The sequence below is a fragment of the Paenibacillus sp. JNUCC32 genome (assembly GCF_014863545.1).
Classification (GTDB): Bacteria; Bacillota; Bacilli; order Paenibacillales; family Paenibacillaceae; genus Paenibacillus_AQ; species Paenibacillus_AQ lautus_A.
Genome location: NZ_CP062260.1, coordinates 3,300,041 through 3,314,764, shown reverse-complemented (window position 1 = coordinate 3,314,764; position 14,724 = coordinate 3,300,041). Strand labels below are relative to the sequence as shown.

Genomic DNA, 14,724 nt, shown 5'->3' with positions numbered 1-14,724 from the left:
GGCGGTTTTTCCGGTTAATGGTATTTAGGAACATCATCGGATGGGTCGGATTTTCCTTTGTGCCCATCGATCACTTGAAACGGATACTGTTTACGTTTAGCCGTTGGGTTGCTTTTGCGTACGGTGCTGTTCTTAGCCGCCGCCAGTTTCGCGGCCGTCCGCTTGGAAGGCTTCACCTTGGGACGTTTGTTAAAACGGCGTGGCGGGAACTTGTAAAGCACATACACGACAGCAACAATAATTAGAGGAATCAATATTCTCATTCTTGATCCAGGGTCTAACAGGAATACCAGTAGCCCTATGGCGGCCAATGTTATCGCCGTCCAAAAAATGATCGCATGCCTTCTCATGGATTATCACCCTTTCGCGGGATCCAGCACACTTCCTGTCACAGATTGGTGAACTGTAACATTCTCGTATTGAGCATCTAACTCACGCATTCTGTTAAAGGATGCGATGGATACTTCAACTTGATCATCAGTAGGTTCCTTCGTCGTCAGAAGCTGCAGCCACAGACCGGGATATCCGAGGAAACGGAGTACCGGCAGGTCCCGCATGGCATTGGTCAATTTCAGGAATTCAAAGGAAACGCCAAGCACGACCGGAAGAAGCGCAATTCTTTGAATGACCCGCTGCGTCATGGTATCCCATGGCACCACCGAGTAGACAACAACGCCGAGCACAATGGTCAGCATCATGAAGCTGCTGCCGCAGCGATAATGCAGCCGCGTATATTTCTGAACGTTCTTCACCGTCAACTCTTCGCCGGCTTCGAATGCGCTGATGACTTTGTGTTCGGCGCCGTGGTACTGAAAGAGCCTTTTTATGACCGGTGTTTGGGAGATCGCCCATAGATACACGAGGAGCAGTATTAATTTAATAACGCCTTCAATCAGGTTATGCACGATATAGTGATCAAATGTATCGCCAAAAAAGAAATCCTCTACAAAAACAGGAACGAGTGTAAACAGCAGCTTGCCGAAAACAAAGGAAAGCACGCTGACGGCGGCCACACCGATAATCATGCTTAAACTCCAGCCGGAGTCTTCTTTCTCTTTCTGCTTCTCGCGTTCTTCGGGCTCCAGCGTATCGTCAGCATAAGCATCGGCAGAGTAATTCAAATGTTTGGAGCCTTTGATAGTAGAATCTATGAGACTGACGATGCCGCGAAGAAGCGGGATCTTCCGCAGCTTCCGAACCCATGCCTTGTCTTCGCGAGGCACCTCGAGAAACTTGATTTCATTATTTTTACGCCGCACGGCCGTCACATTCACATGCTTGCCGCCGAACATAACGCCTTCGATTACAGCTTGGCCTCCATAGCTGATCGGGGTTGACTTATCGGACAACCAGTTCACCCTCCCTGACATGTTATTCGTTCTATGAACTATTGTATCGAATTTTGAAAGTAATTTCTAGTTGGATTAGGGCAGGGGAAGCGGTGCATACTACTTTCAGAGATGAAATGGAGAAACAGCGGGGCTTTTCGATAACCGAAGAAGAGGAGAATCAATCCATGCATGAACATCAATTTCGTAAGCAGAACCAGATAACCAATCCGTTTACGTTTGCCCTGGAGCTAGGCTATTATGCCGGCCTGATCTGGGGGGGCGTGCTTTGGATCTTTTACTGGTTGAGATTCACGAAGGTCGTGCCCGGTTTTTTGCTGGAGCCATTCTTCAAACATGAATTCCTCAAGACCACAGCCGGGCAAATCGCCGGGTGGCTGTCCTTCATCGCCTTTTCCGTCATCGCTTCCCTCATTTATGTTGCCCTGTTCAGGAAGCTGAAGGGCCCATGGCCCGGGATTGCTTACGGAATCGTGTGGTGGGCGGTGCTGTTTGTTGCGCTCAATCCCTGGCTACGGCTGACGGACCCAGTGAAGAAGCTGTCCTGGGATACAAACATTTCGGAGGTTTGTATTTTTATATTATGGGGCCTCTTTATCGGTTATACGATTGCGCAGGAATTCACCGACGAGAAACTGCGTGAACCGAAGAAGCTGACGGGTTAGCCAAGAAAAACTTCTCAACCCGATGCCGCCTATGGTAAAATAGCTTTTGGTTATTTGACGAAAAGGTGGGAAGCCCTATGAAATCCATATGGGTGATAAACGGACCGAACTTAAACCTGCTCGGCTTCCGGGAACCGGGCATTTATGGTTCGCTCAGCCTGCAGGCGATCGAAGATAATTTGCGTAAACAGGCGGATCTCGCCGGTATCGGTATTACCTTCTTTCAGTCTAATCATGAGGGTGCTATCATTGACCGTATTCATGAAGCGATCGGACAGGCTGACGGCATACTTCTTAATCCGGGAGCACTGACTCACTACAGCTACGCTGTGCGTGATGCCATCAGTTCTGCCCGCATTCCGACAGTGGAGGTTCATCTCTCGAACATTCACGCCAGAGAGGAATTTCGTCATACCTCCGTCATAGCGCCTGTGGCTGTCGGACAAATCGCGGGTTTTGGCGCGGCGAGTTACACATTGGGCTTGTCGGCTCTACTGCAAGTCCTGGTCGAGCAAGAAGGGTAGCTCCTATTTCGGGATAAGGGTGAGAGGAGAGTGGTTAGAATGAGTAACAAACGAGTGGTTAAACTGCGCGAACAGCTTCAAGCCAAAGGTTTGACGGCTATGCTGGTTGCAAGCCCGATCAACCGCAGATACTTAACGGGCTTTACCGGTTCAGCCGGATACGTGTTGATCACACGCGATGAGGCCTATCTGTTGACGGATTTCCGCTATATGACGCAAGCACCGCAGCAAGCCGTCGGTTTTAAAGTGGTCGAGCACGGGCCGAAGGTGATGGAGACGGTCAAGGATCTGTTGTCTTCCGAAGGCATCGCATCGCTCGGATTCGAACAGGACCATGTTACATACGGCGTGTTTTCCGCATATTCGGAACAGCTCGCGCCCATCAGCCTGGTGCCGGTTTCGGGCCTTGTAGAAGATTTGCGTATATTCAAGGATGCCGAAGAGTTGAGCATTATGCAGCGGGCAGCGGATTTGGCTGATCAGACGTTCAGCCATGTCCTGACGATTCTGGCTGCCGGCAAAACGGAACGGGAAATCGATCTCGAGATGGAAATGTTCATGCGCAAGCATGGCGCAACCGCGTCTTCCTTCGACACGATCGTTGCTTCCGGCGAGCGTTCGGCGCTTCCTCACGGCGTAGCCAGCGAGCGGGTCATTCAAGGGAACGAATTCGTTACGTTTGATTTCGGCGCGCTGCTGGACGGGTACTGCTCCGATCTCACGAGAACCGTGGCGCTCGGCAGTCCTGATCCGAAGCTGAAGGAGATCTATGATATCGTGCTTGAAGCGCAGCTTCACGCACTGGATCATATTAAACCAGGCATGACGGGACGCGAAGCAGACGCTTTGGCTCGCGATATTATTTCGCGTTACGGATACGGGGAATATTTCGGCCACAGCACGGGGCACGGATTGGGCATGGAAGTTCATGAATCGCCGCGGCTGTCCAAGCTGAGCGATGACGTGCTGCAGCCCGGCATGGTCGTAACGGTGGAGCCGGGCATTTACCTGCCTGGTCTTGGCGGTGTCCGCATCGAAGATGATATCGTCATCACGGAAACGGGCATTCGCATACTGACAAGCTCGTCCAAAGATTACACCGTACTGTAAAAAGGGTTCAAAAAGCAGCCTTGTTGAGCTTATGCTTTAAGAAATTTGTGTACTATATTAAATAGACCGCATCCATAGGAGGGAATCTTAGTGATTTCAGTTAACGATTTTAAAACAGGTTTGACCGTAGAAGTAGATGGCGATATTTTCACCGTATTGGATTTCCAGCATGTTAAGCCGGGTAAAGGCGCCGCTTTCGTACGTTCCAAATTGAAAAACCTTCGCAACGGCAACACCGTGGAGAAGACGTTCCGTGCAGGCGAAACGATTGGCCGCGCCATCATCGACAACCGTGGCGTTCAGTATCTCTATGCCAGCGGTCAAGAGCATGTTTTCATGGACAACGAAACTTACGACCAGTTCAGCTTGACCAGCGAGCAGCTGGAATGGGAGCTTAACTTTCTGAGAGAGAACATGAACGTTAACATTATCAGTTACCAAGGCGAGATCCTCGGGATCAACCTGCCTAACAGCGTCGAGCTGAAGGTCGTTGAGACCGAGCCGGGTATCAAAGGCAACACGGCTACCGGCGCTACGAAGAACGCCAAAGTGGAAACCGGCCTCAATGTACAAGTACCGCTGTTCATTAACGAAGACGATGTGCTTCTGATCGATACACGCGAAGGTAAATACATTTCCCGTGCATAGCATGCAATAAGCGGGACCCTTCAACGATGGACGGGGTGCCAATATCTTCTAAACCAACGCGACTCCTGTACGAATGTACGGGAGTTTTTTGCAATAAGCGGGCTCGGCGTCCTAAGTCTGTTTTCTTTTTGCCTTGAAAAGCCTTGACGGGGTGACTCACTTTCGTATTATACTGTTTTAAAGTGAGAAACCACCTGAGCACTGTTACATACCGATATTAGTGGGGAGTGAAAGAAGCATTGTCACTGTACGTCATGAAATTCGGAGGCAGCTCTGTAGGGGATACAGAACGCATGAAGCGCGTTGCCAGAAGAATTGTAGAGAAACAAGATGAAGGCCATCAATGTGTGGTCGTGGTGTCTGCCATGGGGGATACGACGGACGATTTGATTGACCAGGCAAAGCTGTTAAACGAGAATCCACCGGCACGGGAAATGGATATGCTGATGACCACGGGGGAGCAGATATCCATCTCGCTGCTATCCATGGCGATTCACGGTCTTGGACGCAAGGCAGTGTCCTTGACCGGCTGGCAGGCGGGATTCCGCACGGAAGCCGTCCATGGTAAAGCCCGCATTACAGATATAAAGCCTGAGCGCGTGCACAAAGCGCTTGGCGAAGGAAATGTCGTCATTGTCGCGGGATTCCAGGGCATGTCCGAAGACGGAGAGATTACAACGCTTGGACGCGGGGGCTCAGATACCACCGCGGTAGCTCTTGCGGCTGCCATTCAAGCGGATGTATGTGAAATATATACGGATGTGGACGGGATATACTCCACGGATCCGCGGTTAGTCAAATGCGCGCGGAAACTGAAGGAGATTTCCTATGACGAGATGCTCGAGCTTGCCAATCTTGGCGCGGCTGTTCTTCACCCGCGTGCGGTCGAGTATGCGAAGCATAATCAAGTCAAGCTTGTCGTCAGATCCAGCTTTAATCATAACGAGGGTACGGTTGTTAAGGAGGAAACAAGCATGGAACAAGGTGTGGTTGTCAGCGGAATTGCATTCGACAAGAATGTAGCGAGAATCAGTATTCTGGGCGTAGCCGATACGCCGGGCGTTCTGGCCCAAGTGTTCGGAGAGCTTGCAAAAGAATCGATCGACGTTGATATCATCGTGCAGAGCGGCGTTCAGAACGGCGAAGCGGACTTTTCCTTTACGGTGTCCCTGGCGGATCGGGAGCGTGCGTTGTCCGTGATCGAACACATTCGCGGCAAGCTGCCGTATCGCGATGTTACCTCGGAAGACCATCTTGTGAAAGTATCGATTGTCGGCGCGGGCATGGTCAGCCATCCCGGCGTGGCGGCACAAATGTTTGACGTGATCTCCCGGCAGGGGGTCAGCATCAAAATGGTCAGCACGTCCGAGATCAAAGTATCCTGCGTCATCGAGGGAAGCAATCTCGAAGGGGTCGTGCAGGCGCTTCATACCGCGTACGGACTGGATACGGATCAACAGGCTTCCGTAGGCGGACCGCAGGTTCGCCGATAACAGGATTCAACCGCCATCATCGATATTAATAGAGTTAATCCCGGTCATTTATGACCGGGATTTTTTGTGCTGTCCGAAAGATTCGAAGTTCCTTTCTATGAAATTGAAAAAATAGAGATAAAACGAGAGGGCCCCGCATATTTTTAATCATCACACATGTGAAGAAGGAAGAAGGAAGAGGGAGGATATATCGCATGCTGGACAAGTTTGTCGCAAGTATGGCAACGCTTCGGTTTTTCTCGGGCAGCCTTGAGATCGTCGCGGCCATCATCATGCTGCGCCTGAACCAAGTCGATAAAGCGCTTGCCGTGAATTCGGCATTGGCGTTTACGGGTCCGCTCATTTTGATTTTGACCACAACCATCGGTCTGGTGGGAATGGCAGATAAATTGTCATGGGGGAAGATCGGCTGGATATTGTGCGGCGTCTCCTGTCTCTTATACGGGGTTTTAAAAAAATGATAGATTCGCTGCATATTTTTCAGGTACAAGCATACACATGGGATATGAAGTTCTCTTATTAGAAGATGATCACAAAGGACAACCTGGGGGAAATTGATATGACATTGAATTGGTTAGACCTGTTTCCCGAAACCGTAAAACGCATGCTGCTGAACCTATCGAAAGAGCTTCTCGAACATGTGGAGGAGGTACGGATCCGGGAAGAGCGTCCGCTGGAGATCAATTCGGCGGGCAAGCATCATTTCCTGGACAGGCGAGGCGGACTCACCTTGCGGCCTGAAGAAGCGTATAAGCCGACGCGTGAAGATACCCATAGGCTGTTGGACCTTATCAGCAATCATTCCCTCTACACTATGGAGGAAGAGCTGCGAAAGGGGTTTATCACCATACCAGGGGGCCATCGGGTCGGGCTTACGGGCCGGACGGTGCTGAGCGGCGGCAGGGTGGAGCACATCCGGGATATCAGCGGATTTAATGTCCGGATAGCCAAGGAAATACAGGGAGCGGCGGACGACATCCTTCCTCATCTGCTTGACCGGAAACGGAAAAGGGTGATGCACTCGCTGATCTTATCTCCGCCCCAGCAAGGCAAAACGACGCTGCTCAGAGACCTGGCTAGACAGATCAGCTACGGCAAGTGGGGAAACTCGTCCGTGCATTGGCCGGGAATGAAGGTGGGCATCATCGACGAGCGTTCCGAGATCGCGGGTTGTTTGCGCGGCGTACCCGGATTCGATGTCGGCCCTCGCACGGACGTAATGGATGGCTGTCCGAAAGCCGAAGGGATGATGATGATGATCCGTTCGATGTCTCCGGACGTGCTCATTGTGGACGAGATCGGCCGGCCGGAGGATGCGGAAGCGGTTATTGAGGCTTTGCATGCCGGCATCAGCGTGATTGCAACGGCGCATGGCTCATCCGTTCAGGACATGCGGGGCCGGCCCGCCCTCTCGGGACTTCTGGAGAACCGGATGTTTGAAATGTATGCGGTTCTTAACCGAGCGGGCGACCACCGATCATACAAGCTGTATGACGGAGGCCAGCGAACGCTTCAGACGGCTATCAGCGGCCAGCCGGGAGGTGATGCCTATGCTTAAACTGGTCGGGGCCGTGCTCGTGCTGGGTGCAGGAACCTTAGCCGGATTCTACCAAGCCCAGCAATTCGCAGCAAGACCCAGACAGCTGCGAGAACTTATTCTCGCGCTTCAACGGCTGGAGACGGAAATCAGCTACGGCTTTACGCCGCTGCCCGACGCGCTGGAGCGAATCGGCGTTTCCCTTCGTGAACCGCTCAAATCTTTGTTGGCCACCGCAGCGCTTTACATGAGACCCGATTACGGGTTATCCGCACAAGACAGCATCCGCAAGGCGCTTGGCGAATATTGGAGACGAACCTCGATGAAAAGTGCCGAGCGTGAGGTGTTGGAACAGCTAAGCGGCGTACTTGGCACCAGTGACAGACAGGACCAGATCAAACATATCGCTCTGGCCGTGGGACAGCTCAAGCATGAAGAAGCAGCGGCAAGGGATGACCAGGTCAAATATGAAAAAATGAGCAAGAGTCTGGGACTGCTCATTGGAGCATTGATCGTCATATTGATCTTTTAGCGAGGTGCCAAGGGAAATGAACATTGAAGTGAACGCGATCTTCCAGATTGCCGGTATTGGCATCATCATTGCCATGATTCATACCGTCCTGAAACAGATGGGGAAAGAGGATATGGCGCATTGGGTGACCCTCATCGGGTTCGTGGTTGTATTGTTTATGGTCGTAAGGCTGCTAGACGATTTGCTGAAGGAAATCAAAAGTATTTTTCTATTCCAGTAGGTGGACATTTATGGAAATTATCCAGGTGGTAGGACTCGGCATCATCGCTACCGTGCTGATCTTGATTGTCAAGGAACAGAAACCGCTCTTTGCCTTTCTTCTCGCCGTGGCGACATCGCTCCTCATCTTCCTGTTCCTGATCGGAAAGATCGGTAATGTCATATCCATGCTGGAAGATCTGGCGGAGAATTCCGGCGTTCAGATCATCTATCTGAAGACGGTTCTGAAAATCATCGGAATCGCCTATATCGCGGAGATGGGGGCACAGATCGTTCGAGATGCCGGACAGGAATCGATCGCATCCAAAATAGAACTGGCGGGAAAAGTGCTCATATTGGTGCTCGCTGTACCGATTATCGGGATCATCATCGAGACGGTCCTGAAGCTCCTCCCGGCTTGAAAAAAGGTGGGGCACATGGTGACAGGAGCAACACTTCGAAGAGGCTTGGCCGTGTTTTGCCTACTGATCCCGATGCTGTTGCTGTCCGGATGGTTCTGCGGGACGATCGGTGCGACTGCAGCCGCCAATCCGGCCGATGAGTGGGTCGAGCAGCAGACGCAGCAGCTGCCAACGGATCAGGTCGAGAAATACTGGGAGCGGCTCATGAAGGATTACGGCGGGTTCTTCCCGGATGGCAGGACGCCCTCCCTGATGGATATGCTGCTGCCGGGCGGCGACGGGCTGAGCTTCAAAGGGGTTATGTCCGGTATCGGAAAATATCTGTGGCACGAGGTGCTCTATAACGGCAAGCTGCTGGCGACCATCGTCATGCTGAGCATTATGAGCTTGATTCTAGAGAACCTGCAGACGGCCTTCGAAAAAAGCACCGTGAGCCGGGTAGCCTATACGATCTGTTACATGGTTGTCCTGGTCATCGCGGTCAACAGCTTCAGCATCGCGATCGGATATGCGCGGGACGCCATCACCCAAATGATCGATTTCATGATGGCCATGCTTCCTTTGCTCTTTGCGCTGATGGCCTCGATGGGCAATGTCGTCACCGTCTCGGTGGCCCATCCGCTGGTCATATTCATGGTACATACGGTAGGCACGCTGATCAGCACGATTGTGTTCCCGCTTCTATTCTTCTCGGCTCTGCTGCATCTGGTTAGCTCCTTATCCGAAAAGTACAAGCTGACCCAGCTTGGGAATCTGCTGCGCGGGATCTCGATGGGCGTCCTGGGTGTGCTGCTTACCGTGTTCCTGGGAGTTATCTCCGTTCAAGGGCTGACCAGCTCGGTTACGGATGGCGTAACCATCCGGGCAGCCAAATACGTAACCGGCAATTTCGTTCCGGTAGTCGGCAAGATGTTCGCAGATGCGACGGATACCGTAATCTCGGCTTCGCTGCTAGTTAAGAACTCCATCGGGCTGGCGGGAGTCATCATCATTTTGTTCCTTTGCGCATTTCCTGCGATCAAGATCTTGACGCTTGCCTTGATATATAACGTCGCGGCGGCCGTCATGCAGCCGCTCGGCGATACCCCGATCGGCACCTGCCTCCAGACGATCGGTAAGACGATGCTGTACGTTTTCGCGGCCTTGGCCGCGGTGAGCTTGATGTTCTTTCTCGCCATAACGATACTGCTCACGGCTGCCAACATCACCGTCATGATGAGGTGAGGCAGATGATACGCGGCGCCAAAGCTTAGGAGGTATGACGAATGGACTGGCTTGGAGATTGGCTGAAAAGCGTGATCATGGTGGTTCTCTTTGCGGCCTTCGTTGATTTGATCCTGCCCGGGAAGGCGCTTGAACGCTACGCCAGGCTAGTCCTGAGCTTGTTGATTCTGCTTACGCTGCTCAGTCCCATCATTACATTAATTACGGATCCGCCGGAGAACCAGCTGGCGATGGAACTGGAGCGGCAGGAGAAGGGGCTGCCGGAGGAAATTCAGCTGGAGCATATCATGGCCCAGGCCGAAAAGCTCAAGGATACGCAGCAGAGCCAAAGCCTGCAATGGGCTGGCAACGAATTAGCCAAGGTGATGAAAGAAGAGATCGCGGCTGAAACGGGGGAAGCCGTTCAAGAGGTCAAGGTGGTGCTGGCCGCGGTTGCCGGGCAGGGCAAGGAATATGCCGGCGCTGCGATACGCTCCGTTGACGTAAGGCTGGCTGGGGATGAGCCGGCGGATGCAGAAGTAGGGGAAGACGATAGAAGTCCCATCGGCGTAACGCCGGTGGATTCCGTTCAGGTGAACGTGGATTCCATGGCAGAGGAGAAGGATAGGAAGGCGGCAGTAAAAGAAAACGCAGAGGCAGTCAGCAAAGCTCAGGAAGCCAGAGCAGAACCGGTTCGGGACTACATTAGCCGCAGGTGGGATTTGGAGCCGGAGCTGATCACGATATATGCACCGGGGCAGGATCAGGATAACAAGCTGTAGCGGAGGTGAGGATGATGGGAAATTGGTTGAAGCGGTTGGAGCAGTGGCTTGGCGGAGGAGCCGGCGGTGCTAGGAAGATGCAGACCTTCAGGTGGCTGATCATTCTTGGCCTGATCGGTGTCGCGATCATGCTGTTCAACTCCTTCGTCAATGTCAAGAAGCTGGATCATGAGAATATCGGCCGCGAACCGCCGCCGGACACCGCCGCGGTCTCAACAACCCAGGGGGCTGCGAGCAACAGCGGCGGCGGTGAATTCGAAAGCATCGAGCAGGATTTCGAAATGCGCACCAAGACCATGCTGGAACAGATCGTTGGCGTCGGGTCCGTGGATGTCATGGTGACCGTGGAATCTACTGAAGAACTGGTGGTGCAGCGAAATATGAAGGATACGCAGGAACTCACGGAAGAAACCGATGCCAACGGGGGGAAACGCCATGTCACGAGTTACCAGCGCGACGGCCAGATCGTCACCTATGACTCTTCGGGCGAAGAGACGCCGATCGTCACCAAGAAGATCAAACCTCAGGTCCGCGGCGTGCTCGTCGTAGCCAAGGGGGCCGAGAATGAAGTCGTAAAGAGCTTGATCGTGGATGCGATCCAGCGGGGTCTGAACGTTCCATCTTATCGTATATCCGTTGTCCCACGCAAACAGTAATAAACGAAGTCCTGCGGATGATCCGATCATTCGTGCCACAGGTTTTCAATTAAAGGAGGAAAAGTTCAAATGAATAACAAAAGACAAACCATATGGTTAGTATCCATGCTTAGTTTAATGGTCATCCTGTCCGCCTACTACTTGTTCACGGACGATTCGGGAACGAAAGCGCCGCCGGTTGCCGAGAGCACGCAGGTGGACGGTCAGAAGCCCGGCGCAGGACAGGAAGCCAATGGAACCGCAGGCGACGAGCTGGTTGTGAACGAAGTTCTCGAAGAAGGCACGGACGGAGATTCCGGAGCCAACGAGCAAGGGACCGGAACGACGGATACGGGCGTAACCGGCACGGAGGATCCTGCAGAGGCAACGCAAGGTGAGCAGGATGACCAAGGGAAAGCGGCCGGAGAAGCGGATAAGCCGCAAGAACCGGAAGTGAAGGAATCCACGGATGGAGCCGATAAATCCAAAGACGCCAGCAGCACCGGCAAGGACGAAGCAGAGACTTCCAAGGACACCAGCAGCACGAGCGGCGAAAAATCGGATAAAGAAGTGCTGGAGGAAGTGGCAGCGAACGCAACGTCTGCAATCGCACAGCTGGATTCCTATAAACTGGACCGCGCACAAAAAAATAATAAATTATACGATGAATTAATGACAAAAATCGACAACCATGAAAATAAACCGGAAGAAACAGCGCAAGCTACCCAGCAGCTGAAAGCGGCGGAAGCGAAAGAGGAAGTCATTCTCAGCATCGAGGAAACCCTGCAGCAGCAATTCGGCAACGCCGTAGTAAAGGAAGAGAGCGAGAAATATAATGTGGTCGTTCTGAGCGAGAAACTCGATGCCAAAGGCGCGGCGGACATCGTCAGTCTTGTGATGAAGGAATTGAAGGTTTCGCCGGATAAAGTAACCGTCCAATATGTTGCGCCATAAGCTTGTCCGCAGATTTCAACATAAACCACGGATATACGATAAACCCGAAAGAGTCTAAGGATTGCCTTGGGCTCTTTCTATTTCGCTCGATTGTGATATAATACTCTAAGCTATTGACTGACTGTCCTAAGCAAGGGCTTCCAAGAAAGTGAAGGAGTGAACGTCGATCATGTTTAAATTAAACGAAATTAAGGAACTTATTAAGCTGGTGGATCAAACTTCCGTGCATGAACTGGAGATTGAGAGCGAAGGTACACGCTTATCCATTAAGAAACCCAATGCAGCCGAGGTCGTTAACAACTATCAGGCCGCGCCGCAAGCGTACATACCGGCTCAGCAAGTGATGGCACCGCAGATCGTACAGCCGAATACGGGGAATCAAGCTCCTGCAGCGGCACCTCAGCAGGATTCAGCGGAGGATAGCAACAGCTCATTACATAAAATCGTATCACCGATGGTAGGAACCTTCTACCGTTCCCCATCGCCTGAGGCTGGACCGTTTGTAAGCCCGGGGGACAAGGTGACGGAGAAATCGACGGTCTGCATCATCGAGGCCATGAAGCTGATGAATGAACTGGAAGCAGAGATCAAGGGCGAAATCGTTGAGGTTCTCGCGCAGAACGGTCAGCTTGTAGAATTCGGGCAGCCTCTGTTCCTGGTGAAGCCGGAGTAATATGGAGGGACTCGCCAAGAACGAGAGTCGTATGAGTCCGAAGGAGGTTACTGCATGACATTTCAAAAAGTGCTTATCGCGAACCGCGGAGAGATAGCCGTCCGTATCATCCGGGCTTGCCGGGAGCTTGGCATCGCAACCGTTGCCGTATACTCGGAGCCGGACCGGGAATCTCTTCATGTTCGCTTGGCGGACGAGGCCTATTGCATCGGCCCTACATTATCGAAAGACAGCTATTTGAATTTCACGAATATCATGAGCGTGGCTACGCTGACCGAGTGTGACGCGATTCACCCCGGTTACGGCTTTTTGGCCGAGAACGCGGATTTCGCGGAGATCTGTGAATCCTGCAACATTACCTTTATCGGCCCTTCCGCTGACGCGATCAACCGCATGGGCGACAAGGCGGTGGCGAAGCAAACGATGAAGGATGCGGGGGTTCCGGTTATTCCCGGGTCCGACGGATTGGTCGAGGATCTGGACGAGGCCGTCATGCTCGCACGCGACATCGGTTACCCGGTCATTATCAAAGCGACCGCAGGCGGCGGAGGTAAGGGGATTCGAATCGCCGAGGATGAGGAATCGCTGATCAAACAGATTACGAACGCGCAGCAGGAAGCCCAGAAGGCTTTCGGCAATGCTGGCGTGTATCTTGAAAAATATCTAACCGGCATGAAGCACGTGGAGATTCAGATTATCGCCGATAAACACGGCAACGCCGTGCATCTCGGGGAGCGTGACTGTTCCGTGCAGCGCCGAAGACAGAAGCTGGTTGAAGAAGCTCCTTGTCCGGTGCTAAGTGAAGAGGTACGCAGCCGAATGGGTGAAGCCGCCGTTCGCGCGGCAAAAGCGGTAAACTACTCCGGTGCCGGCACGCTTGAATTTTTGCTGGGCCAGGACGGACAGTTCTACTTCATGGAGATGAACACGCGGATTCAGGTGGAGCATCCGGTAACGGAGATGGTAACCGGCGTGGACCTGATTCAGGAAATGATCTCCGTTGCTGAAGGCAACACGCTTTCCTTCAGTCAAGAGGATGTCGTCATTAACGGCTGGTCTATCGAGTGCCGGATCAATGCCGAGAATCCGGACAAGGGCTTCATGCCTGCACCGGGAACCATTCAATTCTATTTGCCTCCGGGCGGTCCTGGCGTGCGGGTGGACAGCGCGGCATATCCCGGGTACACGATTTCGCCTTATTACGATTCGATGATTGCCAAGCTCATTGTATGGGCGCCGACCCGCGATGAAGCGATCGCGAAGATGAAACGCGCTTTGGCTGAATTCGAGATTGAAGGGATCTATTCGACCATCCCGTTCCATCAGAAACTGCTGAAGCATCCTACCTTCTTGAAGGGCGACTTCGATATTAAGTTTTTGGAAGAAAATGAGATTTAAAACCTTTGGCCAAGTTTGTCATAAACTTGGCCAAATGGTATAGTATGAGTAATAAGAGCGCATGCGTTATGCAGTTCGGGTGCATCCGCTAACTTATTCTGAAAGGTGTGTTGAGACAATGGCGGAAACTTTGCCTACAGAATTTGAACGTACAGATATCGGTGAGATTCAGATTGCACCGGAAGTAATTGAAGTCATCGCCGGACTCGCTACGGTCGAGGTACGCGGTGTTGCGGGGATGAGCGGAGGCTTTGCAGGCGGCATTGCGGAGCTGCTCGGACGCAAGAATTTATCCAAGGGCGTTAAAGTTGAAGTCGGACAACGGGAAGCTGCCGTTGACGTATCCGTCATCGTGGAATATGGCCATCGTCTTCCGGAAGTTGCCGGGGAAATCCAGCGCAACGTGAAACGTTCGATTGAGAATATGACAGGGCTTACGGTGATTGAAGTCAATGTACATATTCATGACGTCCATTTCATGAAATCCGTGGAGAAGACGGAAGAATTGGATTTGGCTCAACGCGTCAAATAGAATAGTTTCAGGCTAGCCCTGGGCAGCGATGTCGAGGGTTTAATCTAATTTAAGGAGGCTGTGCTGAAT

19 protein-coding genes are annotated in these 14,724 nt (G+C 52.3%); 17 read left to right on the top strand and 2 right to left on the bottom strand.

Annotation, left to right across the window (positions count from 1 at the left end):
* Nucleotides 1-14: 14 nt before the first annotated feature.
* Both JNUCC32_RS14945 and JNUCC32_RS14940 read right to left on the bottom strand, forming a co-directional pair.
* Complete coding sequence (locus JNUCC32_RS14945; protein ID WP_009591231.1) at nt 15-350, bottom strand: hypothetical protein; 336 nt, start codon at nt 348-350, stop codon at nt 15-17.
* A gap of 6 nt (nt 351-356) precedes the next feature.
* Entirely contained in the window at nt 357-1,349 is a 993-nt protein-coding gene (locus JNUCC32_RS14940) for a DUF1385 domain-containing protein (RefSeq protein ID WP_009591233.1), read from the bottom strand.
* A 167-nt stretch (nt 1,350-1,516) separates the two neighbouring features.
* Here JNUCC32_RS14940 and JNUCC32_RS14935 point away from each other — a divergent pair, with 167 nt between their 5' ends.
* From JNUCC32_RS14935 to JNUCC32_RS14855, 17 genes are all read left to right on the top strand, one after another.
* On the top strand, nt 1,517-2,014 hold the full coding sequence (locus tag JNUCC32_RS14935) for a YqhR family membrane protein (protein WP_009591249.1): 498 nt from the start codon (nt 1,517-1,519) through the stop codon (nt 2,012-2,014).
* A 77-nt stretch (nt 2,015-2,091) separates the two neighbouring features.
* Complete coding sequence (gene aroQ / locus JNUCC32_RS14930; RefSeq protein ID WP_009591244.1) at nt 2,092-2,538, top strand: type II 3-dehydroquinate dehydratase; 447 nt, start codon at nt 2,092-2,094, stop codon at nt 2,536-2,538.
* A 39-nt stretch (nt 2,539-2,577) separates the two neighbouring features.
* The gene (locus JNUCC32_RS14925; protein WP_096773225.1) at nt 2,578-3,648 is read left to right on the top strand and encodes a M24 family metallopeptidase; all 1,071 of its coding nucleotides are present in this window, start codon (nt 2,578-2,580) and stop codon (nt 3,646-3,648) included.
* Between the two features lie 90 nt (nt 3,649-3,738).
* Nucleotides 3,739-4,296, top strand: coding sequence for an elongation factor P (gene efp / locus JNUCC32_RS14920; RefSeq protein ID WP_009591242.1), 558 nt, complete (start codon nt 3,739-3,741; stop codon nt 4,294-4,296).
* A gap of 239 nt (nt 4,297-4,535) precedes the next feature.
* The gene (locus tag JNUCC32_RS14915; RefSeq protein ID WP_192572503.1) at nt 4,536-5,789 is read left to right on the top strand and encodes an aspartate kinase; all 1,254 of its coding nucleotides are present in this window, start codon (nt 4,536-4,538) and stop codon (nt 5,787-5,789) included.
* Between the two features lie 194 nt (nt 5,790-5,983).
* Entirely contained in the window at nt 5,984-6,250 is a 267-nt protein-coding gene (locus JNUCC32_RS14910) for a YqhV family protein (protein ID WP_096773226.1), read from the top strand.
* Between the two features lie 98 nt (nt 6,251-6,348).
* Nucleotides 6,349-7,347, top strand: a complete 999-nt coding sequence (spoIIIAA, locus tag JNUCC32_RS14905; protein ID WP_096773227.1) for a stage III sporulation protein AA — start codon at nt 6,349-6,351, stop codon at nt 7,345-7,347.
* Complete coding sequence (gene spoIIIAB, locus JNUCC32_RS14900; RefSeq protein WP_096773228.1) at nt 7,340-7,858, top strand: stage III sporulation protein SpoIIIAB; 519 nt, start codon at nt 7,340-7,342, stop codon at nt 7,856-7,858. Before spoIIIAA ends, spoIIIAB begins: the two co-directional genes overlap by 8 nt.
* A 16-nt stretch (nt 7,859-7,874) precedes the next feature.
* Nucleotides 7,875-8,078: a stage III sporulation protein AC gene (spoIIIAC, locus tag JNUCC32_RS14895; RefSeq protein WP_007129715.1), complete on the top strand. Its 204-nt coding sequence runs from the start codon at nt 7,875-7,877 to the stop codon at nt 8,076-8,078.
* Between the two features lie 10 nt (nt 8,079-8,088).
* Nucleotides 8,089-8,478: a stage III sporulation protein AD gene (gene spoIIIAD, locus JNUCC32_RS14890; protein ID WP_009591272.1), complete on the top strand. Its 390-nt coding sequence runs from the start codon at nt 8,089-8,091 to the stop codon at nt 8,476-8,478.
* Nucleotides 8,479-8,493: 15 nt separating this feature from the next.
* The gene (gene spoIIIAE / locus JNUCC32_RS14885) at nt 8,494-9,702 is read left to right on the top strand and encodes a stage III sporulation protein AE (RefSeq protein ID WP_192572502.1); all 1,209 of its coding nucleotides are present in this window, start codon (nt 8,494-8,496) and stop codon (nt 9,700-9,702) included.
* 41 nt (nt 9,703-9,743) lie between these two features.
* A complete protein-coding gene (gene spoIIIAF, locus JNUCC32_RS14880; protein ID WP_192572501.1) occupies nt 9,744-10,463 on the top strand; it encodes a stage III sporulation protein AF in 720 nt (239 codons plus the stop codon).
* 14 nt (nt 10,464-10,477) lie between these two features.
* The gene (gene spoIIIAG, locus JNUCC32_RS14875) at nt 10,478-11,119 is read left to right on the top strand and encodes a stage III sporulation protein AG (RefSeq protein WP_192572677.1); all 642 of its coding nucleotides are present in this window, start codon (nt 10,478-10,480) and stop codon (nt 11,117-11,119) included.
* 69 nt (nt 11,120-11,188) lie between these two features.
* Nucleotides 11,189-12,052, top strand: coding sequence for a SpoIIIAH-like family protein (locus JNUCC32_RS14870; protein ID WP_096773232.1), 864 nt, complete (start codon nt 11,189-11,191; stop codon nt 12,050-12,052).
* Between the two features lie 169 nt (nt 12,053-12,221).
* Nucleotides 12,222-12,725 carry an acetyl-CoA carboxylase biotin carboxyl carrier protein gene (accB, locus tag JNUCC32_RS14865; RefSeq protein WP_009591273.1) on the top strand — a complete coding sequence of 168 codons (504 nt, stop codon included), beginning with the start codon at nt 12,222-12,224 and terminating at the stop codon, nt 12,723-12,725.
* Between the two features lie 54 nt (nt 12,726-12,779).
* Nucleotides 12,780-14,123: an acetyl-CoA carboxylase biotin carboxylase subunit gene (accC, locus tag JNUCC32_RS14860; protein ID WP_015734455.1), complete on the top strand. Its 1,344-nt coding sequence runs from the start codon at nt 12,780-12,782 to the stop codon at nt 14,121-14,123.
* Nucleotides 14,124-14,241: 118 nt separating this feature from the next.
* Nucleotides 14,242-14,655, top strand: a complete 414-nt coding sequence (locus tag JNUCC32_RS14855; RefSeq protein ID WP_009591235.1) for an Asp23/Gls24 family envelope stress response protein — start codon at nt 14,242-14,244, stop codon at nt 14,653-14,655.
* The last annotated feature ends 69 nt before the right edge of the window (nt 14,656-14,724 follow it).